Annotated in this window: 20 protein-coding genes and 1 pseudogene; 10 read left to right on the top strand and 11 right to left on the bottom strand. The window is 70.3% G+C overall.

From position 1 onward, the window contains the following. Positions 1-196: 196 nt before the first annotated feature. From ABD333_RS33965 to ABD333_RS33955, 3 genes are read right to left on the bottom strand one after another with little or no spacing between them, the layout of a single operon-like run. On the bottom strand, positions 197-1,498 hold the full coding sequence (locus tag ABD333_RS33965) for an acyltransferase family protein (RefSeq protein WP_344546648.1): 1,302 nt from the start codon (positions 1,496-1,498) through the stop codon (positions 197-199). Then, positions 1,495-2,307 carry a glycosyltransferase family 2 protein gene (locus tag ABD333_RS33960; RefSeq protein WP_344546647.1) on the bottom strand — a complete coding sequence of 271 codons (813 nt, stop codon included), beginning with the start codon at positions 2,305-2,307 and terminating at the stop codon, positions 1,495-1,497. Before ABD333_RS33960 ends, ABD333_RS33965 begins: the two co-directional genes overlap by 4 nt. A gap of 5 nt (positions 2,308-2,312) precedes the next feature. Next, positions 2,313-3,812, bottom strand: coding sequence for an MFS transporter (locus ABD333_RS33955; RefSeq protein ID WP_344546646.1), 1,500 nt, complete (start codon positions 3,810-3,812; stop codon positions 2,313-2,315). Positions 3,813-3,945: 133 nt separating this feature from the next. Here ABD333_RS33955 and pgfA point away from each other — a divergent pair, with 133 nt between their 5' ends. Continuing rightward, entirely contained in the window at positions 3,946-4,986 is a 1,041-nt protein-coding gene (pgfA, locus tag ABD333_RS33950) for a cell envelope lipid trafficking protein PgfA (protein WP_344546645.1), read from the top strand. 95 nt (positions 4,987-5,081) lie between these two features. Then, on the top strand, positions 5,082-6,191 hold the full coding sequence (locus tag ABD333_RS33945; protein WP_344546644.1) for an NAD(P)H-dependent flavin oxidoreductase: 1,110 nt from the start codon (positions 5,082-5,084) through the stop codon (positions 6,189-6,191). Positions 6,192-6,238: 47 nt separating this feature from the next. On the opposite strand, the gene ABD333_RS33940 is transcribed toward ABD333_RS33945, so the two are convergent. Then, positions 6,239-6,664, bottom strand: a complete 426-nt coding sequence (locus ABD333_RS33940) for a VOC family protein (protein WP_344546643.1) — start codon at positions 6,662-6,664, stop codon at positions 6,239-6,241. A gap of 40 nt (positions 6,665-6,704) precedes the next feature. Further along, a complete protein-coding gene (locus ABD333_RS33935) occupies positions 6,705-7,082 on the bottom strand; it encodes a helix-turn-helix transcriptional regulator (RefSeq protein ID WP_344546642.1) in 378 nt (125 codons plus the stop codon). A gap of 146 nt (positions 7,083-7,228) precedes the next feature. On the opposite strand from ABD333_RS33935, the gene ABD333_RS33930 reads away from it, so the two are divergent. Continuing rightward, the gene (locus ABD333_RS33930; protein ID WP_344546641.1) at positions 7,229-7,819 is read left to right on the top strand and encodes a Uma2 family endonuclease; all 591 of its coding nucleotides are present in this window, start codon (positions 7,229-7,231) and stop codon (positions 7,817-7,819) included. 121 nt (positions 7,820-7,940) lie between these two features. Here the strand turns inward: ABD333_RS33930 and ABD333_RS33925 are convergent, their stop codons facing one another. Both ABD333_RS33925 and ABD333_RS33920 read right to left on the bottom strand, forming a co-directional pair. Next, positions 7,941-8,372, bottom strand: a complete 432-nt coding sequence (locus ABD333_RS33925) for a hypothetical protein (protein ID WP_344546640.1) — start codon at positions 8,370-8,372, stop codon at positions 7,941-7,943. 90 nt (positions 8,373-8,462) lie between these two features. After that, positions 8,463-9,272: a crotonase/enoyl-CoA hydratase family protein gene (locus ABD333_RS33920; RefSeq protein ID WP_344546639.1), complete on the bottom strand. Its 810-nt coding sequence runs from the start codon at positions 9,270-9,272 to the stop codon at positions 8,463-8,465. 135 nt (positions 9,273-9,407) lie between these two features. Here ABD333_RS33920 and ABD333_RS33915 point away from each other — a divergent pair, with 135 nt between their 5' ends. Genes ABD333_RS33915 through ABD333_RS33895 form a run of 5 tightly spaced genes read left to right on the top strand, consistent with a single transcriptional unit; the run spans position 9,408 to position 15,732 of the window. Beyond that, positions 9,408-10,973, top strand: a complete 1,566-nt coding sequence (locus ABD333_RS33915) for an acyl-CoA synthetase (protein WP_344546638.1) — start codon at positions 9,408-9,410, stop codon at positions 10,971-10,973. Continuing rightward, entirely contained in the window at positions 10,963-11,931 is a 969-nt protein-coding gene (locus tag ABD333_RS33910) for a Zn-ribbon domain-containing OB-fold protein (protein ID WP_344546637.1), read from the top strand. The genes ABD333_RS33915 and ABD333_RS33910 overlap by 11 nt, the downstream gene beginning before the upstream one ends. Then, complete coding sequence (locus tag ABD333_RS33905; RefSeq protein ID WP_344546636.1) at positions 11,928-12,968, top strand: thiolase domain-containing protein; 1,041 nt, start codon at positions 11,928-11,930, stop codon at positions 12,966-12,968. The genes ABD333_RS33910 and ABD333_RS33905 overlap by 4 nt, the downstream gene beginning before the upstream one ends. Next, on the top strand, positions 12,961-14,118 hold the full coding sequence (locus tag ABD333_RS33900; protein WP_344546635.1) for a thiolase domain-containing protein: 1,158 nt from the start codon (positions 12,961-12,963) through the stop codon (positions 14,116-14,118). The genes ABD333_RS33905 and ABD333_RS33900 overlap by 8 nt, the downstream gene beginning before the upstream one ends. 39 nt (positions 14,119-14,157) lie before the next feature. Beyond that, positions 14,158-15,732, top strand: a complete 1,575-nt coding sequence (locus tag ABD333_RS33895) for an acyl-CoA synthetase (protein WP_344546634.1) — start codon at positions 14,158-14,160, stop codon at positions 15,730-15,732. 18 nt (positions 15,733-15,750) lie between these two features. On the opposite strand, the gene ABD333_RS33890 is transcribed toward ABD333_RS33895, so the two are convergent. From ABD333_RS33890 to ABD333_RS33880, 3 genes and pseudogenes are all read right to left on the bottom strand, one after another. After that, positions 15,751-16,653 (bottom strand): helix-turn-helix domain-containing protein, encoded by a 903-nt coding sequence (locus tag ABD333_RS33890; RefSeq protein ID WP_344546892.1) that lies wholly within the window; start codon positions 16,651-16,653, stop codon positions 15,751-15,753. Between the two features lie 252 nt (positions 16,654-16,905). Further along, a pseudogene (locus ABD333_RS33885) lies at positions 16,906-17,103 on the bottom strand (helix-turn-helix domain-containing protein); the annotation flags it as partial. 433 nt (positions 17,104-17,536) lie between these two features. Then, the gene (locus ABD333_RS33880) at positions 17,537-17,701 is read right to left on the bottom strand and encodes a hypothetical protein (protein WP_344546633.1); all 165 of its coding nucleotides are present in this window, start codon (positions 17,699-17,701) and stop codon (positions 17,537-17,539) included. A gap of 674 nt (positions 17,702-18,375) precedes the next feature. On the opposite strand from ABD333_RS33880, the gene ABD333_RS33875 reads away from it, so the two are divergent. After that, complete coding sequence (locus tag ABD333_RS33875; RefSeq protein WP_344546632.1) at positions 18,376-18,852, top strand: MarR family winged helix-turn-helix transcriptional regulator; 477 nt, start codon at positions 18,376-18,378, stop codon at positions 18,850-18,852. Between the two features lie 50 nt (positions 18,853-18,902). Further along, on the top strand, positions 18,903-20,477 hold the full coding sequence (locus tag ABD333_RS33870) for a serine/threonine-protein kinase (protein WP_344546631.1): 1,575 nt from the start codon (positions 18,903-18,905) through the stop codon (positions 20,475-20,477). 7 nt (positions 20,478-20,484) lie between these two features. On the opposite strand, the gene ABD333_RS33865 is transcribed toward ABD333_RS33870, so the two are convergent. Continuing rightward, a complete protein-coding gene (locus ABD333_RS33865) occupies positions 20,485-21,063 on the bottom strand; it encodes a TetR/AcrR family transcriptional regulator (RefSeq protein WP_344546630.1) in 579 nt (192 codons plus the stop codon). Positions 21,064-21,066 lie beyond the last annotated feature (3 nt).

Below are 21,066 nucleotides of genomic sequence, written 5' to 3'. Positions count from 1 at the left end.
GCTGACCCGCCGAGGTGCGGAGGGCGCCGTGCCGGACGTCCTGCGGGACGCCGTACCGCAGCTGCTGGGGCTCCTGGTGGTGGGTTATCTGGTGGCCCTGCTCGCCGCCTCGCGCGAACCCGACATCTGGCTGCCCGGCGCTGGAGAGCTCCGCTGGGTGCCGATCACCCCGGCGGACGACGCCGAGGACGGGCGGTCACCCCGCGACACCGTCCCCGACGGGCTCCCGGTGAACGGAGGGCCGCCGCCCCGAACCCAGCCGCCGGGCGGGACTTTCGACCAGGTGGTAGCTCAGGGTCGAGACCCCGATCGTGAGTAGCGCGCACACGGGGAAGTCCACGAGCAGGTTGCCCGTGAACGGCGGATGGTCGGTGAGGTCGAACCACACGTAGATGACCACGAACTGCCACAGGAACACGCTGTAGGAGATCTTGCCGAGGAACGCCATCACGCGGTTGCCGAGCACCCGCCGGATCGCCGGATGGTCCGCCGGGGCCAGCGCCACCGGGGCGATCAGGAACGCGGCGACGAGGCCGTACAGCACGATGTGCAGCTCGGTCGTCCAGGCGTTCGCGGGGATGAAGCGGGACACTCCGGTGAGCGGCGTGGAAGCCACGCAGTAGAGCAGCGCGGCCGTGACCCAGCACATGCCCCATGACGCCGCGACCGTACGGCAGAACCGGCCCACCGGCCGCTCGCTGCTCTGGCCCTGGCCGTACTCGCCTGAGGCCTGGTCGTGTTCGGCTTCTGCATGGGCCCAGACCGACAGGACGGCCAAGGCCATGCCGATGGCGAACCAGGCCAGGTAGCGCGGGAGCCAGTTGCCGTAGAAACCCTCGTTCGAGGTGTAGGAGACCGCGAGCGCGTAAACCAAAGAGACCAGCGAATAGCCGCCCAGCCCGTACAGCAGCCGCCGGGCGCGCGCGCCGACGTCCGCCCCGGCCCGCTCCGCCCACAGCCGCAGCAGCAGGGCGAGGAGCGGCAGCGCCACATAGAACGCCGCCTCGACCGTCAGGCTCCAGATCTGACCCATCCCATTGGGCCCGAGGTAGTTGTTCCACCACGGATGCGGGTCGTAGCTGTAGGTGAGAGTGCCGAGCGTGAGCCAGGTCCAGAAGTCCGTGAGGTGGTCCTCGGCGTACATCACCATGGTGACGATCACCAGCGCCCAGTAGGCGGGCAGTAGCCGGAGCGCGCGTTTCCAGAGGTAGCCGCCCGTCCCCGGCGCAGGCCGGAGTCCGAGCGCCGCCGCGGCCCAGGGCCGGTAGAGCAGCAGCCCCGACAGCGTGAAGAAGATCGGCACCCCGATCTCGCCGCGCGACAGCAGCGCGGGCAGTGCGCCCTGCCGGCTGAGATAGCCCGTGCTCGCCGCCACATGGAAGAGCAGCACCAGGAGCGCCGCCACGGCGCGGAGGCCGTCGAGCGCGGCGTGGTGCCCGGAGATCGTGGGAAGCCGATCGTCCCGGGCGGCCTGGGGTCGGGGGGCTGCGAGTGTCACGGTGGCCGAAGGTTATCCGAGCGGGCGCGGTCATCCGAGGGGCGGCGGGAGCCGCGCAGCAGCCCCAGCGCTTCGGCGATCTTGAGCGCGACCAGGCCGAGCACGTGGTGGGGCGAGCCCTGCCGCAGGAGCGTGCGCGCGGAGCGGCCGCGGCCGAACGACCGGGCGTGCGGACGGGACCGGTAGGCCGGGAGCCAGCGGCCGTAGTAGCGGCGCTTGCGGTACGCGGACCGCAGCGTGATCCGGCCCTCGTCATGCCAGACGACCGCCGTCACCCGGCCGATGCGCAGGCCGGTCGCGGCCACCCGGTCGGCCAGGTCCCAGTCCTCGAAGGCGCTCAGGCCCTCGTCGTACCCGCCGACCCGCTCCAGCGCCGACCGGCGGAACACCCGCGCCGCCTCGACCGTCTCGTCCCCGAGGTAGGACCGCTTCTCGACGGCCCGGCAGCGGGCCAGGAATCCTTCGCCGAACGAGAGCTCCGGGATGACGAGGCCGCCGAGGTCGGGTTCGGTGGCGAAGACCTTGACCGCCTGCTCGACGACCTCGGGTTCCAGCACCATGTCGGAGTCGACGAAGGCGATGATCTCCCCGGTGCCGGTCCGCCAGCCGTGGTTGCGCTGCGCGCTGCGTTCGGGGCCGTGGTCCGCCACCACGTCCGCGTGCGCCGCCGCGATCTCGGGGGTCGGGTCGGCGGAGGCGTTGTCGACCACCACCAGCTCCACCGGGTGGGTCTGCGCGCGCACCGAGGCCAGGCACCGCTCCAGGGTGCGGGCGGAGTTCCGGGTCGGGACCACGACGGTCACCCGCATCGGCGTCAGCGCGGCCTCCCGGAGGTGTCGGCGGTGTCGATGAAGGGTAGTCGGCCCGGCTCACCGGATGCGATACGTCTCGGTAGCAAACCGGAGAGTGCGGCGGCGAGCAGCAGGGCCAGCGAGCTGAACGCCAGGGCCCGCGGCGTGCCCTCGGGGGCCTGGGCCGCGCCGAAGTAGAGGAGCCCGGCCGCCGCGACCCCGAGGACGCCGCCGAGCTGGGTGATGGAGTTGAAGACGCCCGAGGCGGCCCCGGCGCTGTGGTGGGGAACCTCGCTGATCACCGCGTTCGCCAGGATCGGCAGCGCGAGGCCCATCCCGAGCCCGGCCGCGAAGAGCCACGGGACCATCGGCCAGGGCGTGAGATCCCGGCCCGCCGTCATCGTCAGGACGCTGAGGCCGGCCAGGCCGGAGGCCATGATCAGGGTCCCGGCGCCGACGAGCCGGCGGGCGTGGCGGTGACCGCGCCGGTGCGTGAACTGGGCCGTGCACGCGACCCCGGCGGGCCACGCCAGGCCGGTCAGCGCCACCCGCATCGGTGACCAGCCGAGCCCGAACTGCAGGCCCCACGTGAGCGTGATGAAGCACGCGGCGACGCCGGAGAAGAGGGCCAGCGTGAGAACCAGCCCGGCGGTGAAGGAACGCCGGGCGAACAACAGCGGCGGTACGAGGGGACTCGCGCTCCTCCGCTCGTGCGCCGCGAACAAGATCAGGACGGGCAGGGTGCCGGCGAGGAGGGCCGCGCACCACCAGGGCCAGCCGTACTCCCGCCCCTGCACCAGGGGGAACGTCAGCAGCAGCGACGCCGCGCCGACCAGCACGACCCCGGCCGGATCGAGCCGGGGCGGCGGCTCGGCGCGGGAGTCGTCCATCCACCGCGCGGCGCCGGCCAGCGCCGCCAGGCCCACGGGGAGGTTGACGAAGAAGATCGCCCGCCAGCCGAGCGTGCCCCCGTACTGGGTCAGCAGGCCGCCCAGGATCGGCCCGCTGACCTGGGCGACGCCGAGCAAGCCCCCGTACAGGCTGAACGCCAGCGTGCGCTCGCGTCCGGGCGCGAACTGCACGGTGATCACCGACAGCGCCTGCGGCACCATGATCCCGGCGAACACGCCCTGGGCGGCGCGGGCGCCGATCAGCATGCCGGGGGAGAAAGCCGCTCCCGCCACCGCCGAGGCGGCCGTGAACCCGACGATCCCGGCCAGGAAGACCCGCCGCCGCCCGAAGATGTCGCCGAGGCGCCCACCTGTGATCAACAGCAGCGCGTAGCCGAGCGCGTACACCGCGGCCATCCACTGGCCTGCGGCGTACCCCGCGTGCAGGTCGCGCTGGATCGCCGGAAGCGCCACGTTCACGATCGTCACGTCCACCAGGTCCATGAACGTGGCCGTCAGCACCGCCGCCAGCGCCAGCCAGCGGCGGCCCGGCCGGCGCCCCGCGAGCACCGGCCGGCGGCGCCCCGAAGGCGTCGGCCGGCGGCGGCCCGGGATGCGGATACCGGTGTTCACGAGGGCGCCTTCTGCGGAAATGGCCTTTTGGATGGGTGGTTTGGGTGGTCCTGTAGGGTAACGCGCACACGCCGGGGCCGGACCCTCGTGATCGTGGATGACCTGTCGTGAGACGCCCGCCGGGAGGTTGGACATGCGCCGGAATCTCGGCCTGGTCCTGATCGTTTTCGGGGCGTTCTTCCTCGCGCTGGTGCCGCTGGTGCGGTTCTACGTCGCCGACCAGCTGGTGCGCGCGCCGCTCAACCGCTACCAGCGCACCCAGCTCGAGGCGCCGAACGCCTCCTACTTCGACACCGCGACGCTCAAGCTGCGCAAGAACGTCACGCTCGTCGCCGAGAACACCGTCCGCGGCGACGTGCGCGCCAACAACGGCGACAACGACATCGCGGTGTGGGACTCCTCGACCAACATCTTCGACAAGGCCCACCCGGACAAGATGATCGAGGTCCAGGGCTACCGCATCGCCTTCGACCGGCGCTCCTCGGAGCTGGTCAACTGCTGCGGCACCAACATCGGCGGCGACACCAACGTGCGGATGACCGGCTACGGCCTGCTCTTCCCGGTGGCGAACGTGGAGAAGCGCGACTACCCGTTCTTCGACATGACCACCCGCCGCGAGGTGCCGATGCGCTTCGAGGCCGAGGAGCGGGTGCAGGGCGTCAAGGCCTACAGGTTCACCCGGCGGGTCCCGGTCACCCTGACCCAGAAGGTCAACTTCAAGATGCCGGGCGAGTGGCTGGGGCTGGGCAAGAAGAGCCCCTCCCAGAAGGTCGACCGCTACTTCGAGTCGACCATCACCCAGTGGGTCGACCCGCGCACCGGTGTCCCGATCAAGGTGCGGCAGGCGATCCACAGCTTCGTCCAGACCCCGGACGGCCGGGGGCGGATGACGGTCGCGTCGGCCGATCTCCGGACCACCGAGCAGGGCGAGAAGAGCCTGGTCGAGCAGGCCGACGAGCACGCCTTCCTGATCGCCGGGGTCCGGGTCTACGTGCCGGTGGGCGCGCTCCTGCTGGGTCTGCTCCTGGTCGTCCTCGGGGTCGTCGCGGGCCGCGTCGCCGAGCGCAGGGCCGCGCTGCCGCCGAAGAACCCGGTCCGGCGGGCGGACGGCAAGTTCGGCGAGGTCCAGCCGGCCGAGGAGAACGCCGAGCCACCGCCGATCGGTCGCCCCTGACCGCGTCTAGTACGTGTTCTAAGAACACCGCCGAAGCAAAGTCCCCAAAATAGAACCTGTTGCAGTTTGATGACCGTGGCCCTATCGTTCGGAGTGTGCGGACACGAGTCACCGAACTATTCGGCATCGAGTACCCGATCTTCGCGTTCAGTCACTGCCGCGACGTCGTCGCGGCGGTGAGCCGCGCCGGCGGCATGGGCGTGCTTGGCGCGCTGTACTTCACCCCCGAGGAGCTCGAGCTCGAGCTCAAATGGATCGACGAGAACGTCGGCGGCAAGCCGTACGGCGTGGACGTGGTGATGCCCGCCAAGTACGAGGGCGCCGATTTGGGCGACGCCGACGAACTGCTCGGCAAGCTCCAGGGCATGATCCCCAAGGAGCACCGGGAGTTCCTGGAGAACCTCCTCGCCGAGCACGGCGTCGAGCCGTCCACCGACAAGGCGAACAAGGCGCTCCTCGGCTGGACCGACCAGACCGCCCGCCCGCAGGTCGAGGTCGCCCTCAAGCACCCCATCGCCCTACTGGCCAACGCCCTCGGCCCGCCCCCGGCCGACGTCGTCGAGCTGGCCCACCAGCACGGCGTCAAGGTCGCGGGCCTGGCCTCCAACGCCCGCCACGCGCGCAAGCAGGTCGAGGTCGGCGTCGACATCATCGTCGCGCAGGGCACCGAGGCGGGCGGCCACACCGGCGACGTCTCGACGATGGTCCTCATCCCCGAGGTCGTGGACGCGGTCGGCAAGGACACGATCGTCCTGGCCGCCGGCGGCATCGGCCGTGGCCGCCAGCTCGCGGCGGGCATGGCGCTCGGCGCCGACGGCGCCTGGACCGGCTCGATCTGGCTGACGGTCGACGAGGCCGACACCCCCGAACGTGCGCTGCCCAAGCTGCTCAAGGCGACCTCCCGCGACACCGTGCGGTCCCGCGCGTGGACGGGCAAGCCCGCGCGCTTCCTCAAGACCGCCTGGACCGACGCCTGGGAGAGCGAGAAGTCGCCGGGCTACCTCCCGATGCCCATGCAGTTCATGCTGGTCGCCGACGCACTGCCCCGCATCGCCCGGTCGGGCGACGGCGAGCTGGTCACGTTCCCGGTCGGCCAGATCGTCGGCTCGATGAACCAGGTCAAGCCCGCCGCCCAGGTGGTCTACGACCTGATCGAGGAGTACGTCGAGGCGATCGAACGCCTCAACACCATCACCGAAGCCTGACCACGGAAGACGCTCCGGCCGCCCACCCGGCCGGAGCGTCCCCTACCTCAGGCCACGGCCGGATGACGAACCTCGGTCAGCCGGATGTGGTTGCCGGACGGGTCGCGGAAGGCCGAATCGACCCCGTACGGGCGTTCGCCGGGCTCCTCCACGAACTCGACCCCGCGCCCGGTGAGCTCCTCGAACGCGGCGCGGCAGTCGTCGGTGGCCAAGAAGACGGTCCCCGCGAAGCCCTTCGCCATCAGGTCACGGACCTGCTCGTTCGTGGCGGCGTCCATGACGGGCGGGCCGGGCACCGCCATGAGCACGATCGCGACGTCCGGCTGCCCGACGGGCCCGACGGTGAGCCACCGGAAACCCATCTCGGGGATGGTGACGTCGACGCGGACCTCCATGCCGAGCTTCCGCGTGTAGAAGGCGAGCGCCTCGTCCTGGTCGTGCACCCACAACTGCGCGTTGGCGATCTTCATCATCAACTCTCCGTCCGTTCTGATCCGTCGCCCTCGACGCTAATCAGCGAGGTCGGGCCGCGTCTTCTCGAAACGTCCTGTTCTGCGGACGTCCGTAGGCGCGCAGAACGCACGCGGGTATCAGCGCGAAATCCGACGCGGGCGGGAAGCAGTCACGGTAGGCCGTCGGCGACATGCCGTACATGCGGTTGAAGCTGGTCGTGAACGAGCCGATGCTCTGCAGCCCCACGCTCACGCAGATGTCGGCCACCGACCGGTCGGTCGTGCGCAGCATGGCCGCGGCACGTTCCAGACGGCGCGTCAGCAGGTAGGCGTGCGGCGACTCCCCGAACGCCCGCCGGAACTCCGCGCTGAAGTGCGAACGCGAAAGCCCCGCCGCCCGCGCCAGGTCGTCCACCGTCAACCGCTCGAAGTAACGCACGTCAGCAAGGTCCTTGGCACGCACAAGATGCCGAGCAGGCGGAACAGAGACCACACCCCAGTATGCCCCGCCGCCGTTCGGCGTCCCACGCCTCCTCCTCCGTGCCGGTCCCTATGCTGGAGGGACGGCCGGACAGGGAGTGTGGCATGACCGCCAGTGCGGAGCATGACCCAAGGGGCGCTCACGAGCAGGCGCTTCTCGACGGGTTCCTGAAGCTGGACACGCCGGAGGGATATCGCGCGGAGTTCATCGAAGGGGAAATCGTCGTGTCGCCACCCCCCATTGGAGATCATGAGGGAATCCTGGCCGTCATCGGCTGGCAGATCGCCCAGCGCTCCAGTAGACGCATGGACTTCTCAGGCAACAAAGGTCTGGAGCTGGTCCGCGGCGACAAGTGCACGAAGAACCATCTCGTTCCCGATGGTGTCGTCGGGCCCAATGAGCTCGGGCTGTTCTGGGGCGCTCCCGTCTGGATGCCCTCGGACGGCGTCGCGATGGTGATCGAAGTGACCTCCGCGAAGCCTGAGATGGACCGCTGGATCAAGCGGCACTGCTATGCCAAGGCAGGGATTCCGCTCTACTTGCTGGTGGACCGCATGAACAAGACGGTGTGTCTGTTCAGCGACCCTGATGGTGAGGGCGAGGATTACCGCGAGGACATCCGGCTGAGCTTCGGGAAGGCGATCGACCTCCCCGAGCCGTTCGGTTTCGCGCTGGAGACGAGCGAGTTCCAGTAGGCCCGCGCGCCTGCCGCAAACGCGCGCTGAACGGCCTGCGCGGCGGGGGAGCGCAGGCCGTCCAGGGCTGGTGCGGCGCGCCTGCTCGGATCAGAGCGGGTGTCGGCAGGCGCGCCGACGATCAGAAGCGGATCAGCCAGGAGACGACGCGTGCCATCGCGTAGTAGACGGCGGCGGCGATCCCCCAGTTGAGGTAGAGCTGATGTTCGGGGTCGGAACGGGTGAACGCGTCGTGGAACGGGGTCGCGAGCCAGCGTCCGGCGTCCAGGGTCGCGTCGACCAGGGTGTTGCCCGGGTTGGCGTCGCCCCAGGTGAGCAGTATCCCGAGGGCGAGGATGAGGGCCGCCGCCCAGCCCGCGGCCATGATCATCGTGCTCACCGGGTTGATCCGGCGCCGGGGCCACCGGCGCGGGCGGCGTTCTACGACCACGGTTCGCGTCGCCGTGGATTCGGCGTCGGCGGTCGTGCGGCGGGGCCACAGCCGCTGCCGCAGGGGCGGGCGCTGCTCCGTGGCCGGCTCGTCCCGCCGCCTGCGTCCTAGGTGTAGTGCCATGATCAGCCCTCCTGTGACACCTGTGGCATTGCCACGGGAGGGATGGGCAATCGGGGCACCGGTTTTAGGGCGACCTAAACCGGGGTTCGGTCACTTGCCCTTGAAGGTGGGCGGGCGCTTCTCCTTGAACGCCTTGGAGCCCTCCTTGGCGTCCTCGGAACCGATGACCGGCCAGCCGATCTCGTCGGAGATCTTGAGGGCCTCCTCCTCGGAGAGGTGTTCGGTCTCGCGGTACGTGTGGAGGATCGCCTGGACGGCGAGGGGGCCGCATTCGGCGATCTGTGCTGCCAGTTCGCGGGCCGCCTGGAGTGCGGTGCCGCTTGGGACGACCTTGTTGATGAGCCCCATGGCGAGGGCTTCTTGCGGGGTGACCGAACGGGCCGTGAGCAGGATGTCCATCGCGGCCGCGTATCCGATCTGGCGGGGGAGCCGGATCGCGCACCCGCCCATGGGAAAGAGGCCGCGCTTCGCCTCGTACAGGCCCAGGGTGGCGTCTTCGGCGACGACGCGAAGGTCGGTGCCGACCAGGAGTTCGGTGCCACCGGCCACGGCGTAGCCCTCGATCGCGCAGATGAGGGGTTTGGTAGGACGTCCCTCGCGGAGCAGGCCCTTCCAATGGAAGTTGGAGATCTGCTGCATGCGCTCCTGGACCTTCGGATCGGAGGGCGGAGTGCCCATCGCCTTCAGGTCAGCGCCCGCGCAGAACTGGCCGCCGGTGCCGGTGAGGATTCCCGCGCGCACCTCGGGTGTCTCGGACATGTAGGCCCAGGCGTCGGCGAGACCGACGAGCATGGCCGAGCTCAGCGCGTTGCGGGCCTCGGGCCGGTTCATCGTCACGATGACGACGTGGCCGTCCCGCTCGACGGTGCAGTGCTCGGTGCTGATCGGCAGCCGTTCCACGGCGTCCTCCCAGGTCGCTCGGCGGATTCAAAACAAGAACAGATTCTAGTAGTGAGATCGGCGCGTCAACAGGTCTTGCCTCAGAAAACGAGAACGTGATCTACTTTGGCATCCCGACCGTGCTAAGGAGATCCGATGGGATCGTTGGGATTCTGGCGGCTGGCGCAGGCCGATCCGGAGTGGATCGCGGCCGTCGATCCGGAGGGAACCGAATACACCGCCGGTGACCTGCTCGCCCGCGCCAACCGGGTGGTGCACGGCCTGCGGGAGCTCGGGCTGCGCGGCGGCGACGGCTTCTGCGGCCTGGTGCCGAACGGCGTCGAGGGGCTGGTGCTCTACCTGGCCGCGCTGCAGGCGGGCTGGTACTACACACCGATCAACTGGCATCTGACCGGCCCCGAGATCGGCTACATCGTGGCCGACAGCGAGGCCAAGGCGTTCTTCGTGCACGAACGGTACGCCGCGGAGGGCGTGCGGGGTGCCAAGGAGTCGGGGATCGAGGCGCATCGCACGTTCGCGTTCGGCGCCGTCAAGGGCTTCCGCCCGTTCGACGAGCTGGTCGAGGGGCAGCCGGACACCCTGCCCGCCGACCGCAGCAACGGCGCGACCATGCACTACACGTCCGGGACCACCGGGCGGCCCAAGGGCGTCAAGCGCAGGCTCGCCGGGATCGACCCCGACGACAGCGCCGAACTGATGACGTTCCTGCTGTCGATGTTCGGCATGCCCGCCGGGCGGCCCGCCGGGAACGAGCCGCAGGCGCACCTGGTGACCTCGCCGAACTACCACACCGCGGTCACCCAGTTCGGTGGCACCGCGCTGCAGATGGGCCACACGCTGGTGTACGTCGACAAGTGGGACGCCGAGGAGACGCTCCGGCTGATCGAGCGTTACCAGGTCACCAACACCCACATGGTGCCCACGCACTTCAAGCGGCTGCTGGCGTTGCCGGACGAGACCAAGAAGCGCTACGACGTCTCGTCCATGAAGTGGGCCATCCACGCCGCCGCGCCGTGCCCGGTCCCGATCAAGCAGCGGATGCTCGACTGGTGGGGCGACTGCATCTGGGAGTACTACGCGGCCACCGAGGGCGGCGGCACGATCGCCTCGCCCGCGGACTGGCGCGCCCACCCCGGCACGGTCGGCAAGGCCTGGCCGATCAGCGAGCTGCTCATCGTGGACGACGAGGGACGGCCGGTGCCGGCGGGCACGCCGGGCACCATCTACATGAAGATGGCCGGCACCTCCTTCGAGTACAAGGGCGACAAGGAGAAGACGGAGAAGAACCGGCTCGACGACCACTTCACGGTCGGCGACATCGGCTACCTGACCGAGGACGGCTTCCTCTTCCTGTCCGACCGCAAGGCCGACATGATCATCTCCGGCGGCGCCAACATCTACCCGGCCGAGATCGAGAACGAGATCACGCTGCATCCCAAGGTCGCCGACGTGGCCGTCTTCGGCATCCCCGACGACGAGTGGGGCGAGCAGATCAAGGCCGTCGTCGAGCCCGCGGCGGGCTGCGAACCGGGGCCTGGGCTGGCCGCCGAGATCCTCGCCTCCCTGGAGGGCCGCCTGGCCAGGATGAAGTGGCCGCGGTCGATCGACTTCATCGAGACCATGCCGCGCGAGCCCAACGGCAAGCTCCTCAAGAGAAAGCTCCGCGACCCGTACTGGAAGGACCGCGAGAGTGCGATCTAGGCCCGACCAACCCACCCCGACTAGCCCCGAAGCCCCCAACCACGTCCTTGAGTTCCCCGGCGGCTACACGCGGTCGGTCGGGCCGGTCATCGGCCGGTTCCTGAGCGAGCTGCGCGACGGCCGCCTGGTGGGCGTGCGCACGCGGGCGGGCAAGGTGCTCTTCCCGCCGCTGGAGTACGACCCGGACACCGGCGAGGAGGTGACCTCGGAGTTCGTCGAGGTCGGCCCGGCGGGCACGGTGCGGAGCTGGTCATGGGTGCCGCGGCCGCTCGACGTGCACCCGCTCGACCACCCGTTCGCCTGGGCGCTCATCCAGCCGGACGGCGCCGACACCGCGATGCTGCACGCGCTGGACGTCGGAGCGCGGGCGGAGGGTGCCGAGGCGCCGCGCTTCCTCAAGACCGGGATGCGCGTACGGCCGAAATACCGCGGGCGCGGCAAGCGGACCGGATCGATCAACGACATCGCGTGCTTCGAGCCCGAGGTCACGATGATCAACTCGCCCACCCGGCTGGAGTACGACCTGCGGGCCGGGCGGGCGCTCGACCGGTTCCTGGAGGGCGTCTCCCAGGGCAGGCTCATCGGCCATCGGTGCGCGGTCTGCGAGCAGGTCATCGTCCCGATGAAGGGCCTGTGCCCCAAGGACGGCGTGCCGACCACCGAGGAGGTCGAGGTCGCCGACACCGGCACGGTCACCACGTTCGCGGTCAACAACCTGCCCGACCCGCGCGCCCCCGAAGTGCCGTTCGTGTCGGCCTACATCCTGCTCGACGGCGCCGACCTGACGATGCTCGCCCTCGTCGCGGGCATCCCGGCGGACCAGGTCCGGATGGGCATGCGGGTGCGCGCGGCCTGGAGACCCCGCGACGAGTGGGGCAGGTCGATGTCGAACATCAAGTGGTTCGAGCCCCTCGACGAGCCCGACGTCCCCTTCGACGCGATCAAGGATTACGTATGACCAGGGATATCGCCGTCGTCGCGTTCGTGCAGACCCGGCACACCGCCGAGGACACCGGGAGCTCCGAGGTCGAGCTGCTCGCGCCGGTCATCACCGAGATCAAGGAACGCACCGGGCTGCGCCGGTTCGGCTTCACCTGCTCGGGCTCGTGCGACTACCTCGCCGGCGCGCCGTTCTCGTTCGTCTCCGCGCTCGACGCCGTCGGCGCCTGGCCGCCGATCACCGAGTCGCACGTGGAGATGGACGCGGCGTGGGCCCTGTACGAGGCGTGGGTCAAGCTGCTGCACGGCGAGATCGACACCGCTCTGGTGTACGGCTTCGGCAAGCCGTCGCAGGGCACGCTGCGCAAGATCATGACGCAGCAGTACGACCCGTACTACCTGGCGCCTCTCGGCATCGACCAGGTCTCGCTCGCCGCCGTGCAGGCCCGTGCCTACCTGGAGCGCTCGGGCGCCAAGGAGGACGACCTGCGCGCCGTCGCCGCCCGGTCGCGCGCGGCGGGCCGTGACAACCCGTTCGCCCTGCACCTGCCCGATCCGGACGACGCCGGTCACGACGTCGCACCGCTGCGCCCGTACGACATCGCGCCGGACGCCGACGGCGCCGCCGCGATCGTCCTCGCCGCCGGAGACAAGGCGCGCGAGCTGTGCGAACGGCCCGCGTGGATCACCGGCATCGATCACCGCAGCGAGGCGCACCTGCCCGGCGTCCGCGATCTGACCGTCTCGGACTCGACCCGGATCGCGGGGGAGAAGGCGGGCGCCACCGGCATCGAGGTCGCCGAGCTGCACGCGCAGTTCACGCACGAGGAGCTGATCCTGCGCGAGGCGCTCGGCCTCGGCGACGAGGTGACCGTCAACCCGTCCGGCGGCGCGCTGTCGGCCAACCCGGTGATGGCCACCGGCCTCATCCGCATCGGTGAGGCCGCCGCCCGCATTCACGACGGCAGCGCGACCCGGACGCTGGGCCACGCGACGTCCGGCCCGTGCCTCCAGCAGAACCTCGTGTGCGTCCTTTCGGGAGATGACAATGGGTAACCCGTGCGCGGTCATCGGCGTGGGACAGACCGCCTACAAGACCAAGCGGCTGGACGTCTCGATGGCCGGGCTGGTCCGGGAGGCGGCACGGCGCGCGCTCGATGACGCCGGGCTGACCTGGTCCGACATCGACGCGGTGGTGATCGGCAAGGCGCCCGACCTCTTCGAGGGCGTCATGATGCCCGAGGCCTACCTCGCCGACGCGCTGGGCGCCCGCGGCAAGCCGATGATGCGCGTGCACACGGCGGGCTCGGTCGGCGGCTCCACCGCCAACGTCGCGGCGAGCCTCATCCAGAGCGGCGTGCACGACCGCGTCCTCACCGTGGCGTGGGAGAAGCAGTCGGAGTCCAACGCCACCTGGGCGCTCACCGTCAACACGCCCTACTCGACGTCGCTGGTCGTCGGGGCGGGCGGCTACTTCGCGCCGCACATCCGCGCGTACATGCGGCGTTCCGGTGCCCCCGAACACATCGGCACGCTCGTCGCGGTCAAGGACCGGCAGAACGCGCTGAAGAACCCCTACGCCCACCTCAAGATCCCGGGGATCTCGCGCGAGATGGTCGAGTCGACCCCGATGCTCTGGGAGCCGATCCGCTACCTGGAGACCTGCCCGTCGTCCGACGGCGCGTGCGCGATGGTGCTCGCCTCCGAGGACGCCGCGCGCAAGGCCCCGAACAGGCCCGCCTGGGTGCACGGCACCTCGATGCGGTCCGAGCCGATCTTCTTCGCGGGCCGTGACACGGTGAACCCGCGCGGCGGCATCGACGCCGCGGCCGACGTCTACCGGCAGGCCGGCATCGCCGATCCGCGCCGCGAGCTCGACGTCGCCGAGGTCTACGTGCCGTTCTCCTGGTACGAGCCGATGTGGCTGGAGAACCTCGGGTTCTGCGGCGAGGGCGAGGGCTGGAAGCTCACCGAGTCCGGCGCGACGGCGCTCGACGGCGACATCCCGTGGAACGCCTCCGGCGGCGTGCTCTCGTCCAACCCGATCGGCGCCTCCGGGATGATCCGGTTCGCCGAGGCGGCCCTGCAGGTGCGCGGTCTCGCCGGCGAACACCAGGTCGAGGGCGCCCGCCGGGCCCTTGGCCACGCGTACGGCGGAGGGGCCCAGTTCTTCGCCATGTGGATCGTCGGCAGCGAGAAGCCCTGACGTCCCTTCCCACCCACCCCGCCCTCCGGAGGAAGCCCGATGGAGTTCAACCACGCGGATCTGTTCGAGGGAGTCGCCGACGCGATCGGGGACCGCGTCGCGCTCGTCTGCGGCGACCGGCGGCTCACCTACGCCGAGCTGGACGCCGAGGCCAACCGGCTCGCGCACCACCTGCGGGGCGCCGGCGTCGGGCCGGGGCAGCACGTCGCCGTCCAGCTCTACAACGGGATCGAGTACGCGGTCGCTATCCTCGCCGCGTTCAAGATCCGGGCCGTGTCCATCAACGTCAACTACCGCTACGTGGAGAGCGAGCTCCGCTACGTGCTCAGCGACTCCGACAGCGTCGCGCTCGTCTACGACGCCGAGTTCGACGAGCGGGTCGCGGCGACCGTCCCGGACGTGCCGAAGCTGCGGCACCTCATCGCGGTGAACGGCCCGTCCGCCGTCGCCGGCGCCGTCCCGTACGAGGAGGCCCTCGCCGCGCAGCCCGCCACGCGCGGCTTCCCTGCGCGGTCCGGCGACGACACCTACATCATCTACACCGGCGGGACGACCGGCATGCCCAAGGGCGTGATGTGGAGCATGGAGAACCTGCTCTTCGGATTCTGGAACCCGACCTTCCCGCGTCCCGGCAAACCGCGGGACGTGGTCGACCTGGCCGTGAACTCCGGCCCGATGATCATGATGCCGATCGCGCCGCTCATGCACGGCGCGGCGCAGATGGCCACGTTCATCTCCTGGTGGATGGGCGCCACGGTCGTCTACACGCGCAAGTTCGACGCCGGCGAGGTCTGGCGGACGATCGAGCGCGAGAAGGTCAACTCCGTCACGATCACCGGTGACGCCATGGCCATCCCCATGGTGGAGGAGCTGGAGCGGCCGGGCTCCTCCTACGACGTGTCCAGCCTGTTCGCCTACGTCTCCACCGGCGCGATCCTGACCGGCACCGTCCGCGAGCGCCTGGAGCGGGCGCTGCCGAACGCCATGATCATGGACCGCTTCGGCTCGACCGAGTCGGGCTCCACCGCCGCGGCCGTCGCGGGCTCGACCCCGGAGAAGGGCCTGCGCTTCGCGCCCGACGTGGAGAACGTGACGGTCCTGGACGACGCCCTCAAGGTGGTCGAGCCGGGCTCCGGAGTCATCGGCCAGGTGGCGCGTTCCGGCTGGATCGCGAGCGGCTACTACAACGATCCCGAGAAGACGGCCCGCACGTTCCCCGTGGTCGACGGCAAGCGCTGGCTGCTGACCGGCGACATCGCCACGGTCGAGGAGGACGGCTCGATCTCGGTCTACGGCCGCGGCTCGCAGGCCATCAACACCGGCGGGGAGAAGGTCTTCCCCGAGGAGATCGAGGCGGTCCTCAAGGGCCATCCGGCCGTCTACGACGCCGTGGTCACCGGCATCCCCGACGAACGCTGGGGCAGCCGCGTGGCCGCCGTCGTCCAGCCGCAACCCGGGAGGGTTCCGTCGCCCGCCGACCTTGACGCCCACTGCCGCAAGGAGCTGTCGGGCTACAAGGTCCCCCGTACCTACGCGTTCGTCACGGAGATGAAACGTTCTCCCGCGGGCAAGGCCGACTACCGCTGGGCGAAGAAGATAGCCGAGGAGGCCTGAACACCCCCGATCTCCGCATCAAGAAGCATCGGCGTGCGGCGTCTCCTGATGGAAACTGTCGGAGTCGAGCAGTTCTCTGAGGAGCCCGACGGTCTTGTCAGGACGCGAGGCGGAGACGCAGACCGTGTTCATGGCCTCCATGTAGCTGCAGACGTCGGCGGGCTTGTCGAGGTAGAGAGCGGTGGTGAGCTGCTCCAGGTAGACGACGTCGGACAGACCGGGCTCGGCGAACCGCAGGACGGTGAACGTGCCGCTCGCGGCCGCGTGGCCGCCGGCGCCGAACGGCACCACCTGGAGCGTCACGTTCGGCAGTTCGGCCATGGAGATCAGGTGTTCGATCTGGGCGCGCATCACGTTGCCGCCGCCGAGCGGACGGTGCAGCACGGCTTCGTCGATAACGGCCCAGAGCGGGGGAGCGTCCGGTGAGGTGAAGCGTTCCTGGCGGGTCATCCGTACCCGTACGCGGCGTTGCACTTCGTCGTCTGACGCCTCAGGGAAGCCCAGCCGGACCACCGCGCGAGCGTAATCCTCAGTCTGCAAGAGCCCGGGTACGAACTGGACCTCGTACGTACGGATCAGAGAGGCGGCCTCCTCCAACGCGAGGTAGACCTCGAACCAGCTCGGGAGGATGTCGCCGTAGCGGTGCCACCAGCCGGGGGTGTTGGCCTCGCGGGCGAGCTCCAGCAACGACGCGCGTTCGGCCGGGTCGTCGACGCCGTACAGCGTCAGGAGGACGGAAAGGTCACGTTCCTTGAACCCGACCCTGCCGAGCTCCATCCGGCTGATCTTGGAGTGCGAGCCGCGGATCTCGTAGCCGGCCTCTTCGGTGGAGATGCCGCGGGCCTCACGCAGCTTGCGCAGCTGCGAGCCGAGGAGGATGCGCAGCACCGTCGGGCCGCCCCGACGCGAGAAGTCGAGCACGGTGGCGGTCTCGGACTGAGCGGTGTCGGTCCGGGCCGTACCGGTGTCCGGGCTGCTCGCCGCCAGAAGTTTCGGACGTGTGCGGGGAACGGAGCTGAGGCCCTCGCTCCGATCACCCGAGCGTGACGGGCCACCTGGGCGTGACGGGCCACCTGGCCGCGGCGGCACCTCGGGACGCGAGCCCTCTCCGTACGTCGCCGTCAACGCCTCCGGTGACAGGAGGCGGTGAGCGGCGGCGGCCCAGGCGTCCAGCTCGGATGGCGTCGCCCCGCAGAGCTGTGCGATCCGCACGACATCCCGCAGCCGGGGCGGGCGCGTTCCCCGCAGGAACTCCGACACGGTGGTGCGCGCCAGCACAGTGGCGGCGCGCCCCGGGCCGGAATGCTCGCGGGACCGTTCGACGAGCTGTCGCAGGCTGAGCCCGGCCCGGCCACGCAGCTGACCCAGCATTCCCATCAATTCGGGCAGGCTTTTGGCCTGCGCCGGGTCGACGGCCGCGACCGGCTGGTCGTGTTCTGGCGGACCTCCTTCCGGTAGGCCGGCCGGCGGCGATCTCTCCTCCCGTTCGTTGCCCAAAAGACCGAGCGCCCTGGCCGTATCCCGCCATCGTCGCTCCCATTCGCGCAGGTCGCCATTGCAGGCGACGACGTAAGCGCGCGTTATCTCCCACGTCGGAAACCGCCGTCCTGACGCTGCGGTCGCCAGGGTGGTGTATCCGTAGAAGCAGCGGGCCGCCATGGTTCTATAGCTCGGTGCGCCGGCTTCAGCGCGAAGTCGCCGTAGCGCGATGGCAAAGGCAGCCACCGGGCCGGAGGCGGAGTCGAGAGGATTTTCCGGTCGTGGCATCGCACACTCCTGCCGGCGGGCTCACCGGCGGCCTTCCTCAGCGCCGGGAAAGCACCAGTCGCGGCAGGCGGCCAACGGCGGCTGACAGAAGAGCGGCCAGCTCGGTCGCGGCCAGGCCCGCGCAGACCGCGAGCAGGCCGGCCTCTCGCAGGCCGATCCCCAGTTCGACGAGGACCACGACGAGAACGATGACCAGCGACACCCTTACAGCGGCACGTCCGCGAGGTGTGGGAAAGCAGGCGTCTCCACACGGCGTGGCGGAGCGATTCATGGGCGCATTCCTCTCTGAATGGCTCGGGCGGGATTTCTTGAACGAGGGAAGGCAACTGTGGTCACCGCACGCGGTTGCCGCCGCGACGGATCCGGCCCACCTTCGTCCTATTGCCTCATCGTGGCCGACTCTCCGCGGAATCGGGAAGCGTTCGGCTTCTCCACATTGTTCGAAGTCTGCACAAGCGAGTCCGCTTAGCTTCTGCTCCTCGGTCCTGTCAAGACGAAGTTGTTCGCAATCTGCCCGGCCAAAGAGGCCAGACGTGCGTGCAGCAACTGGACGGCGCACGGACGGAACAACGGCGACGTTCGATTGAACGGGCATAAGTGCAGGTCAACCAGTGGAGAGTGTTCGTCCCCTGCCGATCGGGTGTTTCCAGGACTGCGAAGGGGTTGCCGGACAAGGCGTGCCCCGACTTTCCTTGGGGTGTCCCCAGCATGGCCGCTCAGGCGTTCATGCAGCCGGGACACCCAATCGATGCATCCGGTCTGATGGCTCGGGCGGGACCGATTGGCGTTGGGGTCTCCTGTTGCCGCAGGAGACCCCTCAGCATGTCCGCCCTCATGACCGGCTGATAGGGTCTCTCGGTATACGAGAGAGTTGGGGTGGACGTGTCGAACCCGGAGCGGGCGCGGATGGAGCGGGAGCTGCAGCAGGCGATCCAGCGCGGCACCATGTGGACGGTACTGCTGCATCACACCACCGCCAGCAAGGCCGGCATGAACGTCACCGACGCGCAGTGCATCAACGCGCTGTCGCTGGACGGGCCGCAGACGCCGGGCCAGCTCGCGCAGCTCATGGGCATCACCACCGGGGGAGCGATCACCGCCGTCATCGACCGGCTGGAGAAGGCCGGCTACGTCCGGCGCACCCGCGACCCCGACGACCGGCGCCGGGTCATCATCGAGCTCGTCCCTGAGAGCGTCGGGCGCTTCGCGCGGTACTTCGAGCCGATCGGGCGGGCCTTCGGCGCGAAGCTGGACGGCTTCACCGACGAGCAGCTGCGGTTCCTGCTCGACTACGTGACCGACAACAACGCGATGATGCCCAAGGTCATCGACGAGGTCCGCGAGCTGCCGTAGCGATCAACTAGGGTGCTGCAATCCCGGCATTCCAGGAGCGGCACGGCATCATGAACATCCCCGGCTACGAGCTCGTCGAGACGCTGGGCACGGGCGGGTTCGGCACCGTCTACCGTGCCCGCCAGCTCTCCGTGCGGCGCGAGGTGGCACTGAAGATCGACAGCCGTCCGCTCACGTCCGAGCGGGACCGGCGCCGCTTCATGCGGGAGGTCACCGCGGCCGGGCGGCTGTCCGGTCACCCGCACGTCGTCGCGGTGTACGACGCGGGCGTGCTCGCGGACGGGCGGCCGTACATGGTCCTGGAGCTGTGCCCAGGCGGCTCGCTGAACGACCGTCTCCAGGACCGCGGTCCCTTCCAGCCGGCCGAGGTACGCGACATCGGGGTGAACATCGCCGACGCACTGGCCGCCGCCCACGCCGCCGGGGTGCTGCACCGCGACGTCAAACCCGCCAACATCCTGGTCGACCAGTACGGCAACCCCGGGCTCGCCGACTTCGGGCTGGCCAGCATGCCCACGCCCGGCATGGAGTCCTCGGCCACCCGCGAGGCGCTGACGCCCGCGTACGCGCCGCCCGAGGCGTTCCGGATGGACGAGCCCGGCCCGGCGGGCGACGTCTACTCCCTCGCGGCCTCGTTGTTCGCGCTGCTGTCCGGCCGGCCGCCGCACTTCCCGCCCGACCGGCAGCTGAGCATCGCGGCGCTGATGGCGGCGCAGCAGCGGCCCGTACCCGACCTGCCCGGCGTGCCCACCGCGCTGACCGACGTCCTCCGGCGGGCCATGGCGTTCGACCGGAACGCCCGCATCCCCACCGCCGAGGCGCTCCGGGACGCGCTGGCCGCCGCCGACCTGCAGTCGCAGACGCCGCTGCGCACCGTCCTGGCACCTCCTCCCGAGCTCGGCGGGCACACCACCGAGCCGGTGTCCGATCCCGCGCCATCCGGGGCGCAGGCGCGGGGACTGTCGCAGGGCCTCGTACTCGGAGCGGCGGCGCTGGTGGGAGCGGGCATCCTCGGCGCGGGCGCGCTCATCGCCTTCGCGCCGGACTCCGGCTCGGGTACGGGCTCCAATCCGAACAATCCGGGCGCCACGGGGAACGGCACGGGAGGCGGGACCACGCCCGGCAAGGGCACCGGCAGCGGTACCGGAACCGGAACCGGCAACGCCAACACGGCGGCCGCCGACAAGAAGCTCTACGGCGTGGAGACCGTGACCGCCAACTGCCCGGCCGCGCTCGTGCCCGGTGCCCGCGCCCGCTGCACGCGGACCGCGGAGTGCTGGAGCGGCGGTGTCTGGGTGAACGGCTGGATCCTGTCGATGAGCAGGGTCGACTGCAAGGAACCGCACGGCCGCCAGGTCTTCGCGATCGCGCTCATGCCGTCCGACGGCGAGACCGGCGACCGGGACCTGCTGGGACGGAACCCGACCGTGCGGAAGGTCTGCTCCAGGAACGTCCTGCTGCGGTCGTTCCAGGGCCGGGCGGCCAAGTACCGGTCGTGGAAATGGGACGTGGCGATAATCCCGCCCTCCCAGAGCCAGTTCGAACGGGGCGACCGCGTGTACCGCTGTGTGGGAGAGGTGCCGTACAACCAGAAGCTCGTCGGCGGCGTCTTCCGTCCCCGCTAGCGGGACCTCAGCCCGCCAGGCGCCCGCGCAGGAGATCCATCAGCGTGGCGTGGACGTCGTCGAGCGGGCGCTCCGGCTGGAGCGTGCGCCAGTCGAGCGCGACGGTGATGACCATGCCGAAGACCGCGGAGGCGGCGATGCCGACGTCGAGGTCCTCGCGCAGCTCGCCGGCGGTGACGGCGGCGCGCAGCACCTCGGCGACCACGCCGATCGCCTGCTCGCGGATGAGCCGCGCGGCGTGCCGCCAGTCGCCGCCGCCCGACCGCCACGCCTCGGCGATCAGCAGCCGGGCGAACGACTCGTGCTCGCCGATGAACGCCAGCTCGGCGCCGACGACCGCCTCCAGGGCGTCCAGCGGCTTGCGGCCCTCGGCCGCCTCGCGCAGCGTGGTCGACAGCCGCTCGATGCCGTAGTCGAGCAGTGCCGTGAACAGCGCGGCCTTGCTCCCGAAGTTGTAGTAGACCGTGCCCTTGGCGACGCCCGCCCGTTCGGCGATCTGGTCGACGGTGGTGGCGGTGAAGCCCTGCGCGGCGATCAGCTCGATCGCCGCCGCGAACAGCCGTTCGCGGGTCGCCGTCCTGCTCATGGG

This window comes from Actinomadura fulvescens, assembly GCF_039533225.1.
Classification (GTDB): domain Bacteria; phylum Actinomycetota; class Actinomycetes; order Streptosporangiales; family Streptosporangiaceae; genus Spirillospora; species Spirillospora fulvescens.
Note: the sequence above shows the minus strand (reverse complement) of the source record. Positions and strands in the feature narration are given on the sequence as shown.